This is a genomic window from Frigidibacter sp. ROC022, assembly GCF_024723735.1.
GTDB lineage: Bacteria > Pseudomonadota > Alphaproteobacteria > Rhodobacterales > Rhodobacteraceae > SLM-1.
Genome location: NZ_JANQDU010000001.1, coordinates 34607 through 57039 on the forward strand (window position 1 = coordinate 34607; position 22433 = coordinate 57039).

Here is a 22433-nt window from a genome sequence, read left to right on the forward strand (position 1 = left end):
TCCTCCCAAGGCCCGTCCGGGCGAGGCTTCATTTGCGCATAGGTCATTTCATTTGTAAAGGACCCGGACTAATAAGCGCCGCATCCAATCGTCCCGCCGCGGCGGGGAAGGCGGTGTCAGGCGGGCGTTTTCGGCGAAATGGCCGCTTCAGAGGGTTTCATGTCGGCTAGGTTGTGGTTTACGTGCTAAAGTAACGCTCTGGCGGCCCGGGCCCGCGCCGCGCCGGATGACGGCCGGAAAGGAAGAGTTCGTCCGTGACACTTACGTATGAGGTATCCATGAAGAAGCCAGCGCCGGCCACCCCGCCCGTCGCCCGCCAGCTGTCGCTTCAGGCCGTCATAGATGCCGTTCTGGAGCATGGGCCGATCAGCCGGGTGCAGCTGGCCAAGGTGACCGGGCTTTCGAAACAGACCATGTCCGAGGTCGTCCGCGACCTTGAAAACGAAGGCTGGTTGCGGGTTGGCGGCCGGGGGACCGGCTCGGTCGGGCGGCGTGCCGTCATGTATGAATTCGACGAGGCGGCCTGCTATGTCGTCGGGGTCGATCTGGGCGGTTCGAGCCTGCGGGTGGCCATCGCCTCGATGAGCGGCAAGATCGCGGTCGAGGCCGAGGAGGATACCGACCGCAGGGGCGGTCTCTTCGCCCTCGACCAGATCGCCGAGCTCGTGTCCCGGCTGATCCGCGAGACCGGCATCGACCGCAGCCGGCTGCGGCGCGGGGTCATCGCGGTCTCGGGCTTTGTTCATCACGGCACCGGGGCGGTGCTGGCGGCCTCGAACATTCCCGGCATCGGCACGATCAATTTCGCCGGGGAACTGGAAGCCCGCCTGGGCATCCCGCTGACCGTCGAGAACGCCGTGGACATGGCGACGCGCGGCGAACAGTGGCAGGGAAGCGCCCGGGGAATCGACAACTTCTGCTTTGTCGCGCATGGCGCCGGCATCGGCATGGGCGCCATCATCGGCGGCAAGCTGCTGAAGGGCCGCAAGGGGGCGGTGGGCGAGATCGCCTTTCTTCCGATTGGCGCCAACCCCTTTGATTCACGCAAGTTTTCTGCCGGAACGCTGGAAAGCGAGGTCGGCGCCGCGGCGATGGTCGAGAAATTCGAGTCATATGGAGGCTTCTCGGGAGCGAGCGTGCGCGACATCTTCGATGCGGCGCAGAAGGCCTATGATCCCGCCGTTGCGGTGGTCGCGGAGTCGGCGCGGATGGTGGCGCTGGCCATCGCCTCGGTCGTCGCGGTCCTGGACCCGGAGGTCGTCATCATGGGCGGGCAGATCGGTGTGCGGCCCGAGATGATCGACGCCGTGCGGCGCTATATCCCGCGCTGCACGCCGCTGGCGCCAGAGATCAATCCGACGGCGCTCGGTGCGCGTGCGCAGCTGGTCGGCGCCGTCTTCACCGCCTCGGAACTGGCCTATGAGGAGACTTTCGGCGTGTCGGCGGGAAATTCCGTGCGGCTGGCGCCCCGCAACGGCGCATAGCGCCGATGGCGCAGCCGGGAATTTTGCCCATCCCCCGAACAAATGAACGCGGAAAGCCCCCGGAATCGCCCGGATTCCGGCTTTCCGGGCGGTCGTTCCAATTTATTAGTCTGGGTTGTTGACAAATAGGTGGCTTCACCTGATCCTCTTTCCAAGTCATCCGGCACAAGGACGTGGCACCGGATGACGGGGGGAGAGCATGGAGAGATACGCAGTCCGCCAATTTCTCTTGTCCGCCGCAGTTCTTGTGGTCGTGTCCGTCGTCGGATTCGTCCTGCTGCGGGCCTCCGGCGATCTGGCGCAGCGCATTGCCGGGTCGGAAGCGCTGGCCGCCGATGTCGAGAAGGTCCGCATCGCATACGGGCTCGACCGGCCGCTGCCGATCCAGTATCTCGACTGGGCGCTGAATGCGCTGCGCGGCGATCTCGGCCGCTCGCTCTTCTTCCCCGAGGATGTCAGCACGCTGATCGCCCGCCGGTTGCCGATCACCCTGGGCCTCGCCGCGCTCGGCCTCGGCACCGCGATCATCTTCGGCATCCTGCTCGGCACGATCTCGGCGCTGAAGCCCAACGGCCTGTTCGACAGGCTGGCACTGGGCGGCGCGGTGCTCGGTCAGGCGATGCCGCCCTTCTGGCTCGGCCTGCTGTTCATCATCTTCTTCGGTCTGCACCTTGGCTGGCTGCCGGTGTCGGGTTCCGAGACCTGGCGCCATTTCGTGCTGCCGACCGCGGTCCTGGCCATCGCCACCATGCCCACCATCATGCGCCTGACCCGTTCGGGCATGATCGACGCCCTGCGCGCCGACTACGTCCGCACCGCCCGTGCCAAGGGGCTGTTCCCCTTCACGATCGTCTTCAAGCACGCCCTGCGCAACGCCCTGATCCCGGTCGTCGCCATCGCCGCCGTCCAGCTCGGCGCACTGATGGGCGGCTCGGTGGTGCTAGAGACCGTCTTCGGCGTGCAGGGCCTGGGCTATCTTGCCTGGGAATCGATCAACCGTGCCGACTACCCGGTCGTGCAGGCGATCGTCCTGGTGCTTGGCGGCATCTACTGCATCCTCACCTTCATCAGCGATCTTCTGCATGCCGCGCTTGACCCGCGGATGAGGGCGCAGTGATGGCCGGCAAAGCGGAAACCGAAGCCTTGCCGCAACCCGATGCTGCCCCGGCGGCGGCGTCGGGCGGCCGCACGACGCTTCGGCGCTGGCTGTCGAACACCGGCATTACCATCGGCGGCGGCCTGTTCCTCCTGATCCTGTTCCTGACCATGATCGGCCCCTTCCTGGTGCCGCACAGCGCCTTCGACCAGAGCCTCGTCAGCCGGCTGCGCCCGCCGGTCTGGGCCGGGGGAACCGCCGAGCATCCGCTGGGCACCGACCATCTCGGGCGCGACTACCTGGCCCGGCTTCTGTGGGGCGGGCGGATCTCGCTGCTGATCGGCTTCAGCACCATCGCCGTGGCCGGCATCTTCGGCACCGTCATCGGCGTTCTGGCCGGCTATTTCGGCGGCACGCTGGATTTCGCCGTCCGTTTCCTCATCATGGTCCGCCTGGCGCTGCCGGCGGTGCTCATCGCGCTGGCGGTCGCCTTCATCGCCGGGCCGTCGCTCAAGCTGCTGATCATCGTTCTGGGGCTGCTGCTCTGGGACCGCTTCGCGGTCATCGCACGGGCCACGACGATGCAACTCCGCAGCAGCGAGTTCGTGGTCGCCGCCCGCGCCACCGGGGCGTCGAACTTCACCATCCTGCGCCGCGACATCCTGCCGAACATCGTCAACCAGCTGATCGTCATCGCGACGGTCGAACTGGCCAATGCGGTGCTCATCGCCGCGGCGCTGTCGTTCCTTGGGCTCGGGGTCCAGCCGCCGACGCCGGACTGGGGCCTGATGATCGCCGAGGGCAAGCAGTACCTGCTGTTCTCGCCCTATCTGATCACGCTGCCCGGCATCGCGATGATGGTGCTGGTGCTCTCGGTCAACCTGCTTGGCGACGGGATTCGCGACGTGACCGATCCGGAGGCGAGGGGCCGATGAGAACCGATGGCACAGTGCTGTCGATCGAGGGGCTGAAGGTCAGCCTGCCGCATCGCGAGGGCACCATTCATGCGGTGCGCGATGTCTCTTTCGACATCGGTCGTGGCGAGACCGTCTGTGTCGTGGGCGAAAGCGGCTGCGGCAAGTCCATGACCGCGATGGCGGTGCTCAACCTTCTGCCGCGCGGCGCACGGCGCGAGGCGCGCGGTCTGCACTGGCGCGACGAGGATATCCTCAAGGCCGGCGAGCGCCGGATGCGCGACCTGCGCGGCGACCGGATCGGGATGATCTTCCAGGAACCGCTCACCGCATTGAACCCGTCGCTGCCGATCGGTGAACAGCTGATGGAGGTCTACCGCCGCCATCGCCCGCGGCAGAAGCGCGAAGCCCGCGCCCGCGCCATCGACATGCTGGGGCAGGTCGGGATTCCGAACCCGGAAGAGCGGCTCAGCCAGTTCCCCTATCAGCTCTCGGGCGGCCTGCGGCAGCGTGTGGTCATCGCCATGGCGCTGATGTGCGAGCCGGAACTGATCATCGCCGACGAGCCGACCACGGCGCTGGATGTCACCATCCAGGCGCAGATCCTGCGGCTGCTGATCGACCTCAAGGATCGCTTCGGTCTGGCGCTGATGCTGATCACCCATGATCTTGCCGTCGCCTCCCGGGTCGCTGACCGGATCGTGGTCATGTATGCCGGCGAAGTGGTCGAGGAAGCGGCGACCGCCGAGTTCTTTGCCCGGCCCCTGCATCCCTATGCCCGCGGCCTGCTCGGCTGCCTGCCCTCGGCCCATGCCGGCCAGCGCGATGCGCCGCTTCAGGTCATTCCCGGCACCGTGCCGAGCCTGATCGGCGAGCTGACCGGCTGCGCCTTCCGGGACAGGTGCGCCCTGGCCGAACCGGCCTGCCGCGCCAGGATCCCGCTGACCGATCTCGGCGGCCACAAGGTCCGCTGCATCAGGGCCGATGCAGAGGAGGGGGCGTCATGACCGGCCGCCGCGAGGTTCTGCGCGCCGACGCCGTCGGCAAGACCTACCGGGTCTCGGCCGGCAAGTTCGGCCGCCGCCGCACCGTGGAGGCCGTGCGCAATGTCTCGATCTCGCTTGGCGAGAGCGAAATCCTCGGCCTGATCGGCGAGAGCGGTTGCGGCAAGTCCACCCTGTCGCGCCTGCTGCTCGGGCTGGAGCCGCCGACGCGCGGCGAGGTCTTCCTCGATGGCGCGCCGATCTCGGGGCTGGGTCGCAAGGGCATCGCCCGGGTCCTGCAACCGGTGTTCCAGGACCCCTATTCCTCGTTGAACCCGCGCGAGACGGTGGGCGAGGCCGTGCGCCGGCCGCTTCAGGTGCACGGGCTTGGCAACCGATCCGAGATGGAAGAGAAGGTTGCCGCCACCGTCGATGCCGTCGGCCTGCCGCGCCGGGTGCTGAGCAGCTTTCCGAACCAGCTGTCCGGCGGCCAGCGTCAGCGCGTTGCCATTGCCCGGGCCCTGGTGCTGGAGCCGCGCATCCTGATCTGCGACGAGCCGACATCGGCGCTGGACGTTTCGGTTCAGGCGCAGATCCTGAACCTGCTGCGCGAACTGCGCGAGCGGATGAAGGTTTCTCTCATCCTGATCAGCCACAACCTGCAGGTCGTGCAGTTCCTCGCCGACCGGGTTGCCGTCATGTATTTCGGCGACATCGTCGAGGAGGGCGATGCCGCCACCGTCCTGGCCGCGCCGCAGCATGCCTATACCCGCAGACTACTTGCCTCGGCGCTCGATGTGGCGCCGGGCGCGGGGATCCCGCTGCTTGCATCCACCGAAGAGGGAAGCCCCGACACGAAGCCATGAACAGGTTCAACCCAAGGAGTCTCACGTCCGACGAATTACCCCGGCCGAACGGAAAAAAGCACGGATTCCGGCGGCGTAAATATCGAGAAAGGAGCCTTGTGCGATGAAGAGTAAATTTCTTCTGGCGGCCGTCGCCGCCCTGGGACTGGTCAGCGCCGGCGCGGTGCCGAGCTATGCCGACAAGTCCGACGACACCCTGCATATCGTGTGGAGGGAGTCGGTCCCCAACGTCGATCCCTACTTCAACCAGTTGCGTTCCGGCTTCATCATGGCCGGGCTGGTGATGGACACGCTGGTGTTCAAGCACCCGGACACGGGTGAATTCGAGCCGCTGCTTGCCACCAGCTGGGAATGGCTCGACGACAACCATCTGCGTTTCAAGCTGCGCGAGGGCGTGACCTTCCACAACGGCGAGAAGTTCGACGCCGATGACGTGGCCTATACGCTGAACTTCGTCGCCGACCCCGAGAGCAAGATCCTCATTCCCAATCTCGGCTTCCTCAAATCCGCCAGCAAGGTCGATGAATACACCGTCGATGTCGAACTGAACTCGGCCTTCCCGGCCGCGCTCGACTACTTCTCCAGCGTTCTGCCGATGTATCCGAACGAATACCATTCGGAAGTCGGGCCCGAGGGGATGGGCAAGAACATGGTCGGCACCGGCCCCTACAAGATGACGCTCATCGACGGGGTCAGCCACTATGTGATGGAGCGCAACGAAGGCTATTTCGACAGCCCGAAAGGCCCGGCGAAGATCGGCACCATCGATGTCCGCGTCGTCAATGACGAATCCACCGAGCTTGTCGAACTGATCTCGGGCAAGGCCGACTGGATCTGGAAATACAACGCCGACCAGGTCGAGCAGCTCAACGCCCAGCCGAACATCACCGCCAACCTGTCGGAATCGATGCGCATCGGCTTCCTCAACTTCAACATCATCGGCAAGGCCGGCGAGGATCCGAAGGACAACCCGATTGCCAATGTGAAGGTGCGTCAGGCCCTCGCCCATGCCATCAACAAGGCCGATCTGGTCGAGTATCTCGTCGGCGGCGACGCCCGCGTGATCGACACGCCCTGTTTCCCGGACCAGTTCGGCTGCGACGTGGATGCCGCGGTGAAATATGACTACGATCCAGAAAAGGCGAAGGCGCTTCTGGCCGAGGCCGGCTATCCGGATGGCTTCAAGACCAAGGTCATCGGTGCGCGGAATGCCCAGTGGGTCGCGGCGGTGCAGGCGGATCTCCAGAAGGTCGGCATCGACGCGGAAGCGACGGTGATGCAGGGGGCCACGCTGGTCGATCTCTTCGGCCAGGGCGAAGTGCCGATCGGCTACTGGGACTGGGGCTCCTACTCGATCATGGACGCGGCGGCGATCCTGCCCGCCTTCTTCGGCGGCGTGTCCTCGTCCGACCGCGTCGGTGACGCCGAGGTTGCCGACCTGGTCGACAGGGCCGGCAAGGAGATCGACGTCGAGGCCCGCAAGGCGCTCTACTCGGAAGCGATCCGTCTGATCACCGAACGTGCGCTCACGGTGCCGATCCACAGCTTCGTCACACCCTATGCCTATCGCTCGGATCTCGAGTTCACGGCCTATCCCGACGAGCAGCCCCGATTCTACTGGGCCAGCTGGAAGTAACACGCCCGCAGCCGGCTGCCTCCTCAGGCCGGCTGCCACCTTCGGTCCCGCCCCGGGAACCCGGGGCGGGCTTTTTCACCCAGCCGACGACAAGTGCCATGACATCAGCAGATTTCCCGCGCGAGACGATCCGGGTTTCCGGCCTGAAGGACGACGTCGAGATCGTCATAGACCGTTGGGGCGTTCCCCATATCTATGCCGCCGATGCCGCCGACGCCTATCTGGCCCAGGGCTTCGCGGTGGCGCGCGATCGTCTCTGGCAGATCGATCTCTGGCGCAAGCGCGGGCTCGGCAGGCTTTCCGAGGATTTCGGCGCCGCCTATGTCGAGGCCGACCGCGCCGCACGGCTGCTGCTCTATCGCGGCGACATGGATGCCGAATGGGCGAGCTATGGCGCGGAGGCCCGCCAGGCGGCGGAGGCCTTCACCCGCGGCATCAATGCCTTCATCGCCTTCCTCGACCTGCGCCCCGAGAAAATGCCCCTCGAATTCATCCGGACCGGCACCCGGCCGGCCCGCTGGCAGGCCGAGGATTGCGTGCGCATCCGCAGCCATGGCCCGCTGTTCAATTTCGACCGCGAACTGGCGCGTGCCGATGTGGTGTCCCGTTTCGGCCTTGAAGGCGAGGCCGCGCGCCGCCGCCCCGAACCGGACTGGACCATCAACCTGCCCCGGGGCGTCGCGGCCGAGCCGGTCCCGCCCGAGGTGAAGCGCACCTTCGTGCTCGGCACCAACCAGCCGGCCTTTCCCGCATCCGGGGACGGCCCGGCGCCGGTCGATGGCGGCAGCAACAACTGGGCGGTTGCGGGCTCGCGCACCGGGACCGGCCGCCCGATCCTGGCCAGCGATCCGCATCGGCTGCTGTTCCTGCCCTCGCTGCGCTATGTCTCGCATCTGAACGCACCCGGTCTCGATGTCATCGGCGCCGGAGAACCGGCGGTTCCCGGCATCGCCGTCGGTCACAACCCGACCAGCGCCTTCTGCTTCACCATCCATCCCGCCGACCAGTCGGACCTCTATGTCTACGAACTCGACCCCGACGACCCGCGACGCTATCGCCACGGCACCGGCTGGGAGAGGATGCAGAGCATCCGCGAGACCGTGCAGGTCCGCGACGGCGCCCCGGAAGAGATCGAACTGCTCTTCACCCGCCACGGGCCGGTGCTCCATCTCGACCCCGCCCGCCAGCGTGCCTATGCGCTCCGCTCGATCTGGTCCGAGCCCGGCTCGGCGCCCTATCTGTGTTCTCTGCGATACATGCGCGTCGAAAGCTGGGCGGAGTTCGTCGAGGCACGGTCGCACTGGAAGTCGCCGACGATGAACCATGTCTACGCCGACACCCATGGCGATATCGGCTGGATCATGTCCGGCCATATCCCGGTAAGGCCGAACTGGGACGGGCTGTTGCCGGTGCCCGGCGACGGCAGCCATGAATGGGCCGGCTTCGCCCCGTCGGATGCGCAGCCGCGCAGCCACAACCCGGCGCAGGGCTGGGTCGCCACCGCCAACGAGATGAACCTGCCCGAGGATTTCGACAACGCCATGCACAAGTTCGGTTTCGAATGGTGCGACCCGTCGCGCTACCGGGTGATCGCCGAGGTGCTGGACGCCCAGCCGAAACACGCCCTGTCCGACAGTGTCGCGCTGCAGACCAGTTTCGTCTCCGATCCGGCCCGCCGCCTGGTCCGGCTGCTTGCCGATGTCGTCACCGACGATCCGGTCGCCGGCCGTGCCATCGCGCTGCTGTCCGGCTGGGACGGCGACTGCACGGCCGATTCGGCCCCGGCGCTGCTGTTCGAGATCTGGTTCCGCAAGCATCTGATCGAAGCCGTCAGCGAGGCCCTGATGCCCGGCGCCTTCGCTCATTTCGATCCGGGCAGCATCGCCCATTTCGACACGCTCCAGATCGTCGATCTGCTGACCGCGCCCGATACCCGGTTCGGCGCCACCCCGGTTGCGGTCCGCGACACGCTGATCGTGCGCACCCTGGTCGATGCCTGGGCGGAAGCCGTTGACCGAGCCGGCGACGATCCGGCCCGCTGGCGTTGGGGCGATCTGCACCACGCCCGCTTCACCCATCCCCTGTCCGGGATGCTGGGCGACGCGACGCTCGACACCCGCCGGGTGCCCAAGGGCGGCTCGGGCCTGACGCCGAATGCCGCCGATTATGATCCGGCCGATTTCCGGATGACCGTCGGCGCCTCGTTCCGCATGGTTCTGGATGTCGGCGACTGGGACAAGGCGCTGTTCATCAACGCGCCCGGCCAGTCCGGCGATCCGCTCAGCCGGCATTACGACGATCATCTCGATGCCTGGCAGAACGAAAGCTACTTCCCGCTGCTGTTCAGCCGCGAGTCGGTCGAGGCCGCGGCAAGCCGGCGACTGCTGCTGGTTCCGGCCTGAGCGGAGCGGCGCGACCGGGCAGGGCCGTCTATTGCAGCTTCCCGCGCGAGGTGATCCGGGCCTCGCGTTCCACCTGATCGCCGCGGATCAGATAGACCCGGTCGTGCAGGTTGGTGACGACGCAGGCGTGGTTCGGGATCACCCGCACGGTTTCGCCGACGCGGGGCCGGGCGTCGCAGGCCGACAGGTCCACCACGGCATGTTCCTCGGACAGGGCCTGAACGATGGCGTCGGGGTACTCGACGATATGGCCATGCCCGCGCATCGGCGCCGGGGCAGGATCGGCGGCCAGCGCCTTGGACCCGGTATCGAGCACGGCACGGTCCCCGGTCGGGCGGCTGACGACGGTGGCCTTCACCGTCAGCGCGCAATCGTCCAGCGTTCCGTGCCCCAGGGCGACCTGCATCCGGTCGGAATAGATATAGGTCCCGGGCCGGTATTCGGTGGTGACAGAGCCTTCGGCGGCCTTCATCAGGTCCGGCGTGCCGCCCGAAGAGATGGTCTCCGGTGGCAGCCCGGCGGCCTCCAGCGCCGTCTTCGCCTCTTTCAGCCAGGCATCGGCCCGGGCGACACCGCCCTTCGGCGGATAGGTCATCAGCCCGCCGAAGATCAGCCCGGGCGCCGCCGCGATCTGGCGGGCCAGGGCGACGGCCTGCCCGGCGGTCTGCACGCCGCAGCGGCCCGCCCCGGTGTCGCATTCCACCAGCACCTTCAGCGGCGCGTCCTTGCCGAACCTGGCCGCATAGCCGGCGACCGTTTCGGCGCTGTCGGCGGTGACGGCCAGGGTGACGCGATCGTTCAGCGCCGCCAGGCGATCCAGCTTGGCCGCGCCCAGGATGTTGTAGGGCAGGAAGATGTCGGTCAGCCCGCCGTCGGCCATGGCCTCGGCCTCGCCGAGCTTCTGGCAGGTGATCCCGACGGCGCCGAGCGCCACCTGCTTCAGCGCCATCTCGGGCAGCTTGTGGGTCTTTACATGCGGTCGCAGCGGCAGCCCGTTGGCATCGGCATAGGCCTGTGCCCGGGCCAGGTTCGCCTCGACCCTGTCCATGTCGATCAGGACGGCGGGCGTGTCGATCTCGTCAATGTGCATCCGGGATGCTCCAGCTAGGTTATGGCTTCGATGAAGGGCAGGTTTCCGGCCATCAGCCCGGCATCCACGTTCAGCGAGGTTCCAGTTATGCCGCTGGCCAGCGGCGAGGCAAGGAACAGCACCGCATTGGCGACCTCTTGCGGCGTGACGATGCGGCCCAGCGGATACAGTGCGGACAGGCGGTTCAGCACCTCGGGGTCGGCCGCGATGCGATGTGTCCAGGCATTGGTCCGGATCGAGGCGGGAATGACCGCGTTGGCGCGAATGCCGTGGCGGCCCTCCTCGGCGGCGATCGCCCGGACCCAGGCCATGCCGGCCGCCTTGGCCGCGGCATAGACCGGGTTGCCGAAATGCGCCTGCGCGTTGACCGACAGCACGAAGACGATGCTGCGGTTGCCGGGCGCCTCGCGCATCGCCGGCAACAGGTCCATGCACAGCCGGGCCGGGCCGCTGAAGTTGCCGTCCATCTCGGCGGTGAACGCGTCGGGGGTGACGTCCTTCAGCACTTCCGCCCGGGTCCAGCCCGCGTTGCTGATCAGCACGTCGGGAACACCCCCGGCCAGGATCGCCTGCCCGGCGGCGGCGACCGCATCGGCATCGGCGAGGTCGAAGCCATGCGACTCGGCGCAGAGTTCGGGGATTCCATCGGTCGTCCGGTCGCAGCCGACGATCCTTGCGCCGGTTGCCGCGAAGGACCGGCACAGCGCGCCGCCGACACCGCCCGCCGCGCCGGTAATCACCACCCTGGCTCCGTTCATTTCAAACATCGTCTTGGCCTTCGCTGCAGATTCTGTTCATGTTCGCCGCGACCGTAACAAGGAGAATTCCATGTCCAAACAGTTCTTTGGCGAATCCCATGTCCCGCTGACGCCTGCCGTCCGTGCCGGCGATTTCGTGTTCGTTTCGGGCCAGGTCCCGGTCGGTGACGACAAGAAGGTCGTCGAGGGCGGCGTCGGTGCCGAAACCCGCCAGGTCCTGGAAAACATCCGCAAATGCCTGCAACAGGCGGGCTGCGACCTCGAGGATGTCGTCAAGACCACCGTCTGGCTGAAGGACCGCGACGATTTCGCAGAGTTCAACGCGGCATATGGCGAGTTCTTCCCGACCAATCCGCCGGCCCGCTCGACCGCGGAATCGCGGCTGATGATCGACATTCGTGTCGAGATCGAGGCCATCGCCTACAAACCGCTCTGACAGGGCGCGGGGCGGGCATAGACCGGCGTGTCGATGCCCGCCTGCCGTGCCTTGAGCTGCATCGCGACGAATTTCGAATAGAACCGCGACAGCGCCAGGTTGCCGCCGTGGAACCACAGCGCCGGATGCGCGGTCGGGCCCCACATGTTGCGCAACTCGCCCAGCCAGGGGCCGGGGTCGCCGCGGACCCCCGAACCGAGCCCCCAGCAGGGCCCCAGCCGGTCGGCGGTTTCGCGGTCCACCAGCCCGGCCACCGCCTCGTTCATCGACTGATAGCCGGTGCAGGCGACGATCACGTCGGCCTGAACCTCGCGGCCCGAGGCAAAGCGCACGCCGCTCGGGGTCAGGCACTCGATCTCGTCATTCGAGATGATCGGGATGTCGCCGTTGGCAATCAGCGTCGAGGCGCCGACGTCGATGTAATAGCCCGACGCAGTGCGCAGGGCGCGCATCATCAGGCCGGTGTCGTCCTCGCCGAAGTCATATGCGAAGCCGGCCTTGTCCAGTGCGGCATAGAAATCGGCATCGCGCTCGCGGATGGTCTTGTACAGCCGCTTCTGCTTGTCCGCGAACAGCGCGTAGGGGGTCGCGGCGCCCAGCAGGTCGGCTTTCTCGGTGGTCAGGCCCTTCTCGATCGCATCCTCGGAATAGATGTCGAACGCCAGCTCCATCAGGGTCTCGGACCGGACCACGATCGAGGCGCGGCGCTGGAACATCGATACCTCGGCCCCGGCCTCCCACAGGTCCACGGCCACGTCATGCGCGGAACTGCCGGCACCGATGACCAGCGCCCGCTTGCCCTTGAACGGTGCGCCCTCGGAATATTGCGAGGAATGCAGCAGCACGCCCTGATAGTCCTCCTGTCCGGCAAAGTCGGGCAGGCGCGGCGGGCCATAGGCGCCGGTGCAGAACACCAGTTGCCGCGGTGACAGGGTGGTTTCCTCGCCGTCCGCGCGGCGCACCCTGACGGTCCACTGCCCGCTGGCGGCATCCCAGTCGGCTTTCTCGCAGGTGGTGCCGGTCCAGGCGTCGAGTTCGAAGATAGTCGCGTAGGCTTCCAGCCAGTCGCCCATCTTGTCCTTCGGGCAGAATACCGGCCAGGTGTCGGGGAAGGGCAGGTAGGGCAGGTGGTCGTACCAGACCGGATCATGCAGCACGAGGCTGCGGTAGCGGTTGCGCCAGCTGTCGCCGATGCGCGGGTTCTTCTCGATGATCAGGGCCGGGACGCCCAGCTGTTTCAGCCGCGCCGCCAGCGCCACGCCGCCCTGGCCGCCGCCGATGATCACCACCTCGGGCTGATCCTCGTGGCCCAGCCGGGCCCTGGTGGCGGCGCGCTGTTCCGCCCAGGTCTTGCGGTTGCGGTCGGCCCGATGCTCGATCCCTTTCGGACGGCGTCTGCCCCTGGGATCCTCGTGGCCCTTCAGGTCCTCCATCGTGGTCAGCAGGATGTGGCACAGCCCGTCCCGGATCGTGACCCGTCCGGTGCCCCAGGCGGTCGCGGTCTCGAAGGTGATCCAGGCCGCGGCGCCGTCCTCGGTCTGTTCGGCGGGTCCGCTGCGTTTCCAGTCCGATGGCGCGGTCCGGTCCAGGCAGGCGGTCAGCATGTCCTCGATGGCGTCGCGGCCTTCCATCGTCTTGATGTTCCAGGTGAAGGTCAGCAGGTCACGCCAGTAGCTCTCGATCTCGAACAGCGCGGCCGCCGCCGCGATATCGCGGCGTTGCAGCGCGCCGTCCAGCGCCGCAAGCCATTTGTCGATTTCCTGTTCCATGCGGCGCTCCTTCGGCCCGGTTCGTGTTGCGGCAGGTGCGGCCCTGGTTGACGCGGGGTGATTTGCGGGCAGTTTCCTGTAATTCACTTACAAATGAAAGAAGAATTCTGCCCTTCGGGGGCGAAATTGCTCGGTCTGCCGGTAATTCTTGACAGAAATGTAAGTGAGTTACACTCTCGAAAGAGTGAGTCGTAGGGCAAGCGGTTCGACGGTCAAAGGGAAGATCATGACGCAGGGCGATGCCGGCGGAACAAAGCTTGCGGTCAAGGCCGCGACCAAGCGCTATGGCGATTTCCATGCGCTGAAGGACTGTTCGCTGGATATCGGTGCCAACAGCGTCGTTTCCATCGTCGGGCCGTCGGGATGCGGCAAGACCACGCTGCTCTGGGCGATGTCGGGCCTGAACCCGTTGACCTCCGGCGAGGTCCTGCTGGACGGCACCCCGATCGACCGCCCGCGTCCCGAGGTCGGGCTGGTCTTTCAGGAGGCCAATCTGCTGCCCTGGCGCAACCTGATGGACAACATCCTGTTTCCCTTCGAGATCAAGCGCCAGCAACCGGACCGGGCCTGGATCGACCATCTGCTGGACCGGGTCAGCCTGAAAGGGTTCGAGAAGAGTTTTCCCAACGAGTTGTCGGGCGGCATGCAGCAGCGCGGCTCGATCGTGCGGGCGCTGTCGCTGCAACCCTCGGTCCTGCTGATGGATGAACCCTTCGGGGCGCTGGATGCCTTCACCCGAGAAGAGATGAACCAACTGGTCGAGGAGATCTGGTTGGAGACCAAGACGACGATCGTCTTCATCACCCATTCCATCGAAGAGGCGCTGTTCCTGTCCGATCAGGTCGTGGTGCTGACGCCGCGACCGGGGCGGGTGCTGAATGTCTATGATGTGCCGTTCGAGCGCCCCAGGACGATGGAGATCATGGCGAGCAAGGAGGTCTTCGATCTGACCAACCAGATCAAGGCGGACATCTACGGCCAGCAGATCGCGGGCCGCGCCGCGGCGGAATGACGGAGACAGGGATGAGCGAAGACGTTGTCGGCGGAAAGGTCGGAAAAGGGCTGCAATCGCTGTCCACCTTCGGGGCGGGGACCAGCCGGCTCGAGGTTCTGGCGATCATCGCCACCGCCGTCATCGTGATCGGCGGGCTGGAACTGGTGCTGCGCTGGTTCGAGGTGCCCCATTACATCCTGCCGCCGCCCTCGGCCATCGTGGCGGCCCTGTGGACGGATTTTCCGCTGATCCTGCCGCATCTGGGCTATACGCTGGTGGTGCTGCTCTCGGGCTTTGCCATCGGTGCCGGGATCGGGCTGATCTTGGCCGCCGTCATCACCCAGTTTCCCTTCGCGGAAAAGATCATCGCGCCCTATATCCTGATCCTCGTCACCACGCCGATGCTGGCGCTGGTGCCGCTGCTGATCCTCTGGTTCGGCTTCGGATACGAGCCTCGGATCATCGCGGTGGCGCTGGCGACCGGGCCGATGGTGATGATCAACTCGGCCACCGGGTTCCGCCGGGTGGATGCCAACAAGATCGCCCTGGCGCGGTCCTATGGCGCCTCGACCCTGCAGATTTTCTGGAAGGTCCGCGCACCGATGGCACTGCCGATGATCCTGGTCGGGCTGATGATCGGGGCGATCTTCGGCCTGCTGACGGCGGTGGGCGCGGAAATGGTCGGCGGCGGCTTCGGGCTGGGCAACCGGCTGACGACCTATTCGTCGATGATCCGGATGCCGCAGTTCTTCGGGGTCGTGCTGATCCTGTCGCTCCTGGGCATCCTGATCTACGTGATCTTCTTTCTCATCGGCAAGAAATGGACAAGTTGGGAGACCTGAGCGGCTCCGGACTCGATAACTGAACAACAGGGAGAAAAAACATGAAAAGATTTATGAATTCGGGCCTTACCCGTCGCCGGATGCTGCAGGTCACGGCCGGTGGCGTGGTGGTTTCCGGCCTCGGGATGGGCCGCGCGACGGCCGAACCCTATGACGGCACCTTCACCTGGATCAGCCCCCGCGGCACCCTGGAAGTGCTGGACGATTACGGCTTCTGGGTCGGCAAGAAGATGGGCTATTTCGGCGATCTCGACGTCGAGATGCAGCCCGGCCCGTCGGACGGCACCGCGACGGTGAAATTCGTCGCCGTGGGGCAGGCCGACATGGGCTTCCCCAGCCCCGGCGTGTTCTCCTTTGCCATCGAAAACGGCATGGACCTGAAGTCGGTGTTCCACATGGGCGCCCGCGACACCTTCAGCCTGGCGTTCCGCAAGGGCGAGGGGCCGTCGGATATCAAGGACATCGAGGGCAAGACGATCCTCCTGGGCTCGGCCGCCTGGCAGCCGATCGTCGATCCGATGCTGGCGGCGCAGGGCGTCGATGTCTCGACCATCACCTATGTCGAGGCCGGCTGGCCCACCTGGGGCACCGCGCTGTCGGCGGGCCAGGGCGATGCCGCGCTGGCCTGGGAAGGTCTGCGGGCCGAATGGATCGCCTCGGGACTGGAGTTCGAATACTGGCTCGGCGTGCAGAACTCGCCGCTGCCGGCGAACACCTTCGTCACCCGCGCCGCCGACCTGGAGGACCCCGACAAGGTCGCCTTCCTGGAACAGTATCTGATGGGCTGGGCCAAGGGCATGGAATTTGCCGAGGCCAACCCGGCCGCCGCCGTGCAGGCGGTGTTCGAGCAGTTCCCGACCCTGGGCTCGAACCTCGGGCCCGAACTGGGGCTGATGTCGATCCTGCAGCAGATGAACGTCTTCCGGGGCGACATGTCCAAGCGCGAAGGCTGGGGCTGGCACGACATGGACAGCTGGCAGACCTTCTTCGACCTGTCGGCGCAGATCGGCCAGAACGCAAAGCCGATCCAGGCCGCCGAAGTCTGCACCAACCAGCTGATCGCGGGGGCCAATGCCTTCGACCACGATCAGGTCAAGGCAGATGCCGCGGCCGCCGAGGTCAATGCCGATCTCGCGGCGGTCGATGTCGAAGCGCTGAAGGCCAGCATGTTCGATCAGGCCATCTAGGCAGAAATCCGGCCGGGCGGTCGCATCGCCCGGCCCGCAACTACTAAGGGAGGACCGGCGGATGACTGACCCGGTGCGCATACTTGTCGTGGGATTGGGAAACATGGGCGCGTCCCATGCCAGCGCCTATCATCGCATGGATGGCTTCGAAATCGTGGGCCTGTGCTCGCGCACCATCAAGTCCAAGGAGATTCCTGCGGAACTGCAAGGCTATCCGCTTTTTGAGAACTACGAGGCCGCACTGGCCGAGCTGAAGCCCGACGCGGTCTCGATCAACACCTGGCCCAACACCCATGCCGATTACGCGATCAAGGCGATGGATGCGGGCGCGCATGTGTTCATGGAAAAGCCGATCGGCACCACCAACGAAGAGGCGCGCGCGGTCGTCGACAAGGCCAAGGCGACGGGCCGCAAGCTGGTGCTGGGCTATATCCTGCGGGTGCATCCGTCGTGGATCAAGTTCATCGAGCTGGGCAAGACGCTGGGCAAGCCGCTGGTCATGCGGCTGAACCTGAACCAGCAGTCCTCCGGCGATGCCTGGGCCTGGCACAAGAACCTGATCGACAGCCTGATCCCGATCGTCGATTGCGGCGTGCATTACGTTGACGTGATGTGCCAGCTGACCGGAGCGAAACCGGTCCGCGTGCATGGCATCGGCGCCGGTCTCTGGGCCGAGGCGGACAAGCAGAACTACGGCCATCTGCACGTCACCTTCGACGACGGCTCCGTCGGCTGGTACGAAGCCGGCTGGGGGCCGATGATGTCGGAAACCGCCTTCTTCGTGAAGGACATCGTCGGGCCGAAGGGCTCGGTCTCGCTGGTGCCGAACGACGAGGCGCGGCACGACGCCGACGAGTTGTCCGACAGCGCCGATATCGACAAGCACACCAAGACCGACGCGATCCGCCTGCACCATGCCGAGGTCGATGCGAACAAGAACTTCGTGAAGCCGGACGACGTGATGTCGATGGACGACGAACCGGGCCACCAGGAGCTTTGCGACCGCGAGCAGGAATTCTTCCTGCGGGCGATCCGCGAGGATCTGGACCTGACCGACTCGATGGAGGCGGCGGTGGACAGCCTGCGCATCGTGCTGGCGGCGGAACAGAGCATCCGGGAAGAGCGCGTCATCAGGCTGGATTGACCCATGGATGACATCGACAAGCTGTATCGGACTTCGGACGCGGTCGGTCTGGCGGATCATGTGAAGGCGGGCGACGTGACGCCCGCCGAGCTGGTCGAGGCCGGGGTGCGCGCCATCGAAGAGATGAACCCGCGCCTGAACGCGGTGATCCACAAGCTCTACGACATGGCGCGCGAGGGCGCGAAGGAGGTGCAGCCGGGCAGCAGCCCGCTGGCCGGGGTGCCGTTCCTGCTGAAGGAGCTTGCCTCGTCCTGGACCGGCGCGCCGCTGACCAATTCCTCGCGCTTCCTGAAGGACCAGGTGGCCGAGGGCGACAGCGAGATCAGCCGCCGATTGCGCAAGGCCGGGCTGCTGTTGATGGGCAAGTCCAACGCGCCGGAAAACGGCTGGGCGATCACCACCGAACCGGCGCTCTACGGTGCCACCGTCAACCCGTGGAACCCCGCGGTCACGGCGGGAGGCTCCAGCGGCGGAACCGCGACCGCGGTCGCCACCGGCATGATCCCGGTGGCCGAGGCCAGCGACGGCGCAGGCTCGATCCGGGTTCCGGCCTCCTGCTGCGGCGTCGTCGGGCTGAAGCCCTCGCGCGGGCGGACCACCCTGGCCCCCTTCGCGGACTACTGGGCGGGCTGCGCCTATTTCCTTTGCAATTCCAGAACGGTGCGCGACACGGCCGCCTATCTCGACGTGACCGGCGGCGCCTTGCCCGGCGATCCCTACGGCATTCCCATGCCGTCAGAGCCCTATCTGAGGCTGATGCAACGCGCGCCGAAGAAACTGCGGGTCGGGCTGGTCACGACGCCCCCCGATGGCGGCCCGATCGACCCCGGGATTCGCGCTCTGGTCGAAAAGGTCGGCCAGACCCTGCAAGCCATGGGCCACGAGGTAGAGCCGCACGAGATGGCGCTGGACGCGGGCCCGGCCTGGAAGACCTATACCGACATGACCTGCGTCGAGACGGCGGGCATGTTCGACTTCATGGAAACCGTTGTGGGCCGTCCCGTCACGCCCGAGGACGTGGAGCCGGTGACCTGGGCGATCATCCAGCGCGGGCGCGAGACCAAGGCGACCGCCCACGCCTTCCGGATCGAGCAGGTCCGGCAGATGGCGCGCAGCATCGTGCAGGACCTGGAGCCGTTCGATCTGGTGCTGACGCCGACGCTGACCCAGCCGCCGCGTCCGGTGGGCTTCTACGACATGGGCCTGACCGACCTCGACGCCTATAACGCGCTCTGGGCCGACAGCGTCTTCCAGTTCCCGTTCAACATGTCCGGCCAGCCGGCGATTTCCCTGCCGCTGGGCGAGGTGGCAGGGTTGCCCGCAGGCGTGCAGCTGGTAGGTCGCTACGGCGACGAGGCCGGGCTGCTGGCGGTCTCGGCGGTGCTGGAAACCGAAATGCCCTGGTCCGGCCGCCGGCCGCCGACAGCCTGATTTCCAATCATCGGGAAGGAGCCCGAGAGTGACCCATGATCTTGTATTGACCGGCGGGCATGTGCTCGACCCGGCCAGCGGGCTCGACCGGAAAACGGATGTCGCGTTCCATCAGGGCCGGCTTGCCGAAATCGGCGACGGGCTGTCGGGGCGCGAGGTGCAGGACGTCTCGGGCGCGCTGGTGATGCCGGGGCTGATCGACCTGCATACCCATGTCTACTGGGGCGGCACCTCGCTCAGCGTCGCACCCGAACCCTATGCCCGCCGCTCGGCCATCACCACGCTGGTGGATACCGGCAGCGCCGGCCCGGGGAACTTCGCCGGCTTCAAGGCGCATGTCGTCGATCGGTCGCAGACCCGCATCCTGGTCTATCTGCACATTTCCTTTGCCGGGATCTTCGCCTTTTCGCCGACGATCATGGTCGGGGAAAGCCAGGACCTGCGCCTGATGGCGGCGCGCGAGGCGGTGGCGGTGGCGCGGGAACACCCCGAGGATATCATCGGCATCAAGGTCAGGGTCGGAAAGCACACCAGCGGGCAGAACGGCATCGCGCCGCTGGAACTGGCGCTGGAGGCGGCGGACCAATGCGGCCTGCCGGTGATGGCGCATATCGACGAACCCTCGCCGACCTACGAGGATGTCGTGAACATGCTGCGGCCCGGCGATATCCTGACCCATTGCTTCCGCCCGTTCCCCAATGCCCCGGTCCATGCCGACGGCTCGGTGAAGGAGGCGCTGCTGCGGGGCCGCGAGCGCGGGGTTCTGTTCGACATCGGCCATGGCATGGGCGCGTTTTCTTGGGACTCGGCGCGGGCGATGATGGCGGCTGGGTTTCCGCCGGATTCGATCTCGTCGGACGTCCATACGCTCTGCATCGACGGCCCGGCCTATGATCTGGTGCGCACGATGAACAAGCTGCTGGCGCTGGACATGCCTCTGGCCGATGTCGTCTCCGCCGTCACTTCGGCTCCGGCCAGGGCCCTGCGGCGGCCGGACCTGGGGCGGCTGGTGCTCGGCGGGGTCGGCGATGCCAGCGTGATCGCATTGACCGACGAGCCGATCGTGCTGGAAGATGTGAGGGGCGAGACCCTGACCTGCCCGCAACGGCTCACGGCGCGGGGCATGGTCAGCGGCGGGCAATGGGTGGACGCGGCGGCATGACAGAGGTTTCGGTTTGGGCCTATCCCTGGGACCTGCACGACATCGGGGCGGATGCAGCCGCAACCGCGCTACAGGCCCAGGGTGCCAACACGATCAGCATGGCGACCTCCTATCATGCCGGCCGGTTCCTGCAGCCGGGCAACCCGAAGCGCCGGATCTGGTTCCCGCAGGATGGCACGGTCTATTACTCCGTCGATGAGTCACGCTGGGCCGATGCCGAGATCAAGCCCCTGCAGGCCGACATCGTGGCGAGCGAGGGCGATTACCTGGCAAAGCTGGTGGCGCGGCGTGATGCCGGCGGGCCCGGGGTGTCCTGCTGGACCGTCTGCCTGCACAACACCCGCCTGGGCATGGCGCATCCCGACCACGTCATGCGGACCGCGCAGGGCGATGCGCATCTCTATGCGCTATGTCCCTCCAGCCCCGCGGCGCGGGCCTATGTGACCGGCATGGCGGCGGAGATCTCCGAACGCTACCGGCCCGACCGGATCGAACTGGAAAGCCCCGACTTCATGGGGTTCGATCACGGGTTCCACCATGAAAAGGACGGGCTTGGCCTGCTGCCCGAGGACCGCTTCCTGCTGGGCGTCTGTTTCTGCGATCATTGCATGGCCCGCGCCCGCTCTGCCGGGGTGCCCGCAGACGCTGCGCGGGACAAGGTGAAGGGGCTGCTGGACGCGGCCTTTGCCCGGGAACTGCCCGAGCCGCAATTCCCCGACTTCCCGGATCGGGCGTTGGAGTCCTTCCGCTCGATCCCCGAGCTTCACGCCTATCTGCTGTGGCGGAGCGAGCCTGTGACCTCGCTGATCGCCGAAATCCGGGCCGCGACCCACCCGGACACCCGCGTGCTGGTGATCGATTTCGCAGGCAGCTGGTGGGGCGGGGTGGACCTGGCGCAGGTCGCACCGCAGTGCGACGGCGTGCTCTACTGCATCTATACCGTCCCGGCCGAGGAGATTGCGCCCCGGCTGGACGAGGTGCGCAGGGTGATCGGCCCCGACAAGACCCTGATCGCCGGTCTGCACCTGTTTCACCCCGATGTCGCGGGTGCGGCCGATCTGCGCGGCCGGGTCAGGGCGGCGGCCGACACGGCGGACGGGTTCAACTTCTACAACCTCGGCCTGGTCCCGGCGCGGCGGCTGAACTGGATCGGGGCGGCGCTGGCCGGGCCGGGCTGACCGCACCGCAGCCCCGCGCATCGACCGTGGTCAATCGCCCAGCGGCTCCAGCATGTTGCCCGAGCGGTGGTTCAGCGCGGCATATTTGATCCGCCGCAGGCTTTCGCGGGCCTTCGGCCCCAGCGTGTAGCCGGTGGCGGCAGACAGTAGATCGACCACCGCCAGATAGGCGAACCGGACCGAGGTCGGGGTCAGCGTGTCATGCGTCTCGGCCACCGCCACGGTCAGCGGATGGTCCACCGCATCGGCCAGCGGGCTTGCCGTCGCGGTGACCGCGATCGTCGTGGCGCCATAGCCGCGTGCCAGGCTGACCGCCTCGATCAGTTCCGCGGTCTTTCCCGAGGCCGAAATCGCCAGCACCACGTCTTCCGAGCCCAGCGTGGCGGCGGTCATGCGCATGAAATAGGCTTCGGGACAGCAGGCGACGTTCACGCCATAGCGAAACAGCCTGTATTGCGCCTCCTCCGCCAGGATCGCGGCGCTGCCGCCCAGGCCGAAGGTGACGACCTGCCGTGCGCCGGCCACCGCCTCGGCCGCGCGCTGGACCTTGGACGGCGACAATTGCCGCTCGACCTCGCGCAGGGCGCCATGCGCCTCGGAAAGGATCGGGCCCCAATAGGCCGGGGCATCGGAATCCGCCGCATCGGGCGCCGCGTCGGCGTTCAGATACAGCTCGCCCACCACAAGGCTCTGCGCCAGCTTCAGCTTGAAATCGCGCACCCCCTGGCAGCCGATCGCCCGGCAGAACCGGGTCACGCTGGGTTCACTGACGCCGGCACGCTGGGCGAGGCTGGCGATGCTGTCCTCGACCGCATGCGGCACATCGGTCAGAACCGCGGCGCCGACCTTGCGCTCGGCCGGGCTGAGGGAATCCAGCTGATCCTTGATGCGGCCCAGGATGTCCACGACATGGCCATGCGACCGCGCGCCGTGCGAGGGCGTGATGGACTCCGCGGACTCGACAGAATTGGCGGCCATTCACGACTCCCGATACAGCTGCAATTGTCGCCACGCCGCCCGGGAAGGTCAAGTATTTTACAATATCACAGCAATACCCCATG

The 22433-nt window shown here is 66.6% G+C and carries 19 protein-coding genes; 15 read left to right on the forward strand and 4 right to left on the reverse strand.

Going from position 1 to position 22433, the window contains the following annotated elements; translation table 11 throughout:
* The first annotated feature begins 278 nt into the window (after positions 1 to 278).
* The 7 genes from NUW50_RS00180 to NUW50_RS00210 all read left to right on the forward strand — a co-directional run bounded on the left by NUW50_RS00180 (position 279) and on the right by NUW50_RS00210 (position 9381).
* A complete protein-coding gene (locus NUW50_RS00180; RefSeq protein WP_258287029.1) occupies positions 279 to 1484 on the forward strand; it encodes an ROK family transcriptional regulator in 1206 nt (401 codons plus the stop codon).
* 199 nt (positions 1485 to 1683) lie between these two features.
* Complete coding sequence (locus tag NUW50_RS00185; RefSeq protein WP_258287030.1) at positions 1684 to 2601, forward strand: ABC transporter permease; 918 nt, start codon at positions 1684 to 1686, stop codon at positions 2599 to 2601.
* A complete protein-coding gene (locus NUW50_RS00190) occupies positions 2601 to 3515 on the forward strand; it encodes an ABC transporter permease (RefSeq protein ID WP_258287031.1) in 915 nt (304 codons plus the stop codon). Before NUW50_RS00185 ends, NUW50_RS00190 begins: the two co-directional genes overlap by 1 nt.
* Entirely contained in the window at positions 3512 to 4501 is a 990-nt protein-coding gene (locus NUW50_RS00195) for an ABC transporter ATP-binding protein (protein WP_258287032.1), read from the forward strand. Before NUW50_RS00190 ends, NUW50_RS00195 begins: the two co-directional genes overlap by 4 nt.
* Entirely contained in the window at positions 4498 to 5343 is an 846-nt protein-coding gene (locus NUW50_RS00200; protein ID WP_258287033.1) for an ABC transporter ATP-binding protein, read from the forward strand. The genes NUW50_RS00195 and NUW50_RS00200 overlap by 4 nt, the downstream gene beginning before the upstream one ends.
* 103 nt (positions 5344 to 5446) lie before the next feature.
* A complete protein-coding gene (locus tag NUW50_RS00205) occupies positions 5447 to 6979 on the forward strand; it encodes an ABC transporter substrate-binding protein (protein ID WP_258287034.1) in 1533 nt (510 codons plus the stop codon).
* Positions 6980 to 7077: 98 nt separating this feature from the next.
* Positions 7078 to 9381, forward strand: a complete 2304-nt coding sequence (locus NUW50_RS00210) for a penicillin acylase family protein (protein ID WP_258287035.1) — start codon at positions 7078 to 7080, stop codon at positions 9379 to 9381.
* Positions 9382 to 9409: 28 nt separating this feature from the next.
* On the opposite strand, the gene NUW50_RS00215 is transcribed toward NUW50_RS00210, so the two are convergent.
* Together NUW50_RS00215 and NUW50_RS00220 are read right to left on the reverse strand one after the other, a co-directional pair.
* Positions 9410 to 10471, reverse strand: a complete 1062-nt coding sequence (locus NUW50_RS00215; protein ID WP_258287036.1) for a D-TA family PLP-dependent enzyme — start codon at positions 10469 to 10471, stop codon at positions 9410 to 9412.
* Between the two features lie 14 nt (positions 10472 to 10485).
* A complete protein-coding gene (locus NUW50_RS00220) occupies positions 10486 to 11238 on the reverse strand; it encodes an SDR family oxidoreductase (RefSeq protein WP_258287037.1) in 753 nt (250 codons plus the stop codon).
* A 61-nt stretch (positions 11239 to 11299) separates the two neighbouring features.
* Between NUW50_RS00220 and NUW50_RS00225 the strand changes: the two genes are divergently transcribed.
* On the forward strand, positions 11300 to 11665 hold the full coding sequence (locus NUW50_RS00225; protein WP_258287038.1) for a RidA family protein: 366 nt from the start codon (positions 11300 to 11302) through the stop codon (positions 11663 to 11665).
* On the opposite strand, the gene NUW50_RS00230 is transcribed toward NUW50_RS00225, so the two are convergent.
* Positions 11650 to 13434: a flavin-containing monooxygenase gene (locus tag NUW50_RS00230; protein WP_258287039.1), complete on the reverse strand. Its 1785-nt coding sequence runs from the start codon at positions 13432 to 13434 to the stop codon at positions 11650 to 11652. The genes NUW50_RS00225 and NUW50_RS00230 overlap by 16 nt on opposite strands.
* Positions 13435 to 13660: 226 nt before the next feature.
* On the opposite strand from NUW50_RS00230, the gene NUW50_RS00235 reads away from it, so the two are divergent.
* From NUW50_RS00235 to NUW50_RS00265, 7 genes are all read left to right on the forward strand, one after another.
* A complete protein-coding gene (locus NUW50_RS00235; RefSeq protein WP_258287040.1) occupies positions 13661 to 14446 on the forward strand; it encodes an ABC transporter ATP-binding protein in 786 nt (261 codons plus the stop codon).
* 11 nt (positions 14447 to 14457) lie between these two features.
* A complete protein-coding gene (locus tag NUW50_RS00240; protein ID WP_258287041.1) occupies positions 14458 to 15270 on the forward strand; it encodes an ABC transporter permease in 813 nt (270 codons plus the stop codon).
* A 41-nt stretch (positions 15271 to 15311) separates the two neighbouring features.
* Positions 15312 to 16457 carry an ABC transporter substrate-binding protein gene (locus NUW50_RS00245; RefSeq protein WP_258287042.1) on the forward strand — a complete coding sequence of 382 codons (1146 nt, stop codon included), beginning with the start codon at positions 15312 to 15314 and terminating at the stop codon, positions 16455 to 16457.
* Between the two features lie 61 nt (positions 16458 to 16518).
* Complete coding sequence (locus NUW50_RS00250; RefSeq protein WP_258287043.1) at positions 16519 to 17601, forward strand: Gfo/Idh/MocA family protein; 1083 nt, start codon at positions 16519 to 16521, stop codon at positions 17599 to 17601.
* 3 nt (positions 17602 to 17604) lie between these two features.
* On the forward strand, positions 17605 to 19032 hold the full coding sequence (locus NUW50_RS00255; RefSeq protein WP_258287044.1) for an amidase: 1428 nt from the start codon (positions 17605 to 17607) through the stop codon (positions 19030 to 19032).
* Between the two features lie 28 nt (positions 19033 to 19060).
* A complete protein-coding gene (locus tag NUW50_RS00260; RefSeq protein ID WP_258287045.1) occupies positions 19061 to 20194 on the forward strand; it encodes an amidohydrolase/deacetylase family metallohydrolase in 1134 nt (377 codons plus the stop codon).
* The gene (locus NUW50_RS00265) at positions 20191 to 21372 is read left to right on the forward strand and encodes a hypothetical protein (protein WP_258287046.1); all 1182 of its coding nucleotides are present in this window, start codon (positions 20191 to 20193) and stop codon (positions 21370 to 21372) included. Before NUW50_RS00260 ends, NUW50_RS00265 begins: the two co-directional genes overlap by 4 nt.
* Positions 21373 to 21402: 30 nt before the next feature.
* On the opposite strand, the gene NUW50_RS00270 is transcribed toward NUW50_RS00265, so the two are convergent.
* Positions 21403 to 22350, reverse strand: a complete 948-nt coding sequence (locus tag NUW50_RS00270; RefSeq protein WP_258287047.1) for a MurR/RpiR family transcriptional regulator — start codon at positions 22348 to 22350, stop codon at positions 21403 to 21405.
* Between the last annotated feature and the right edge of the window lie 83 nt (positions 22351 to 22433).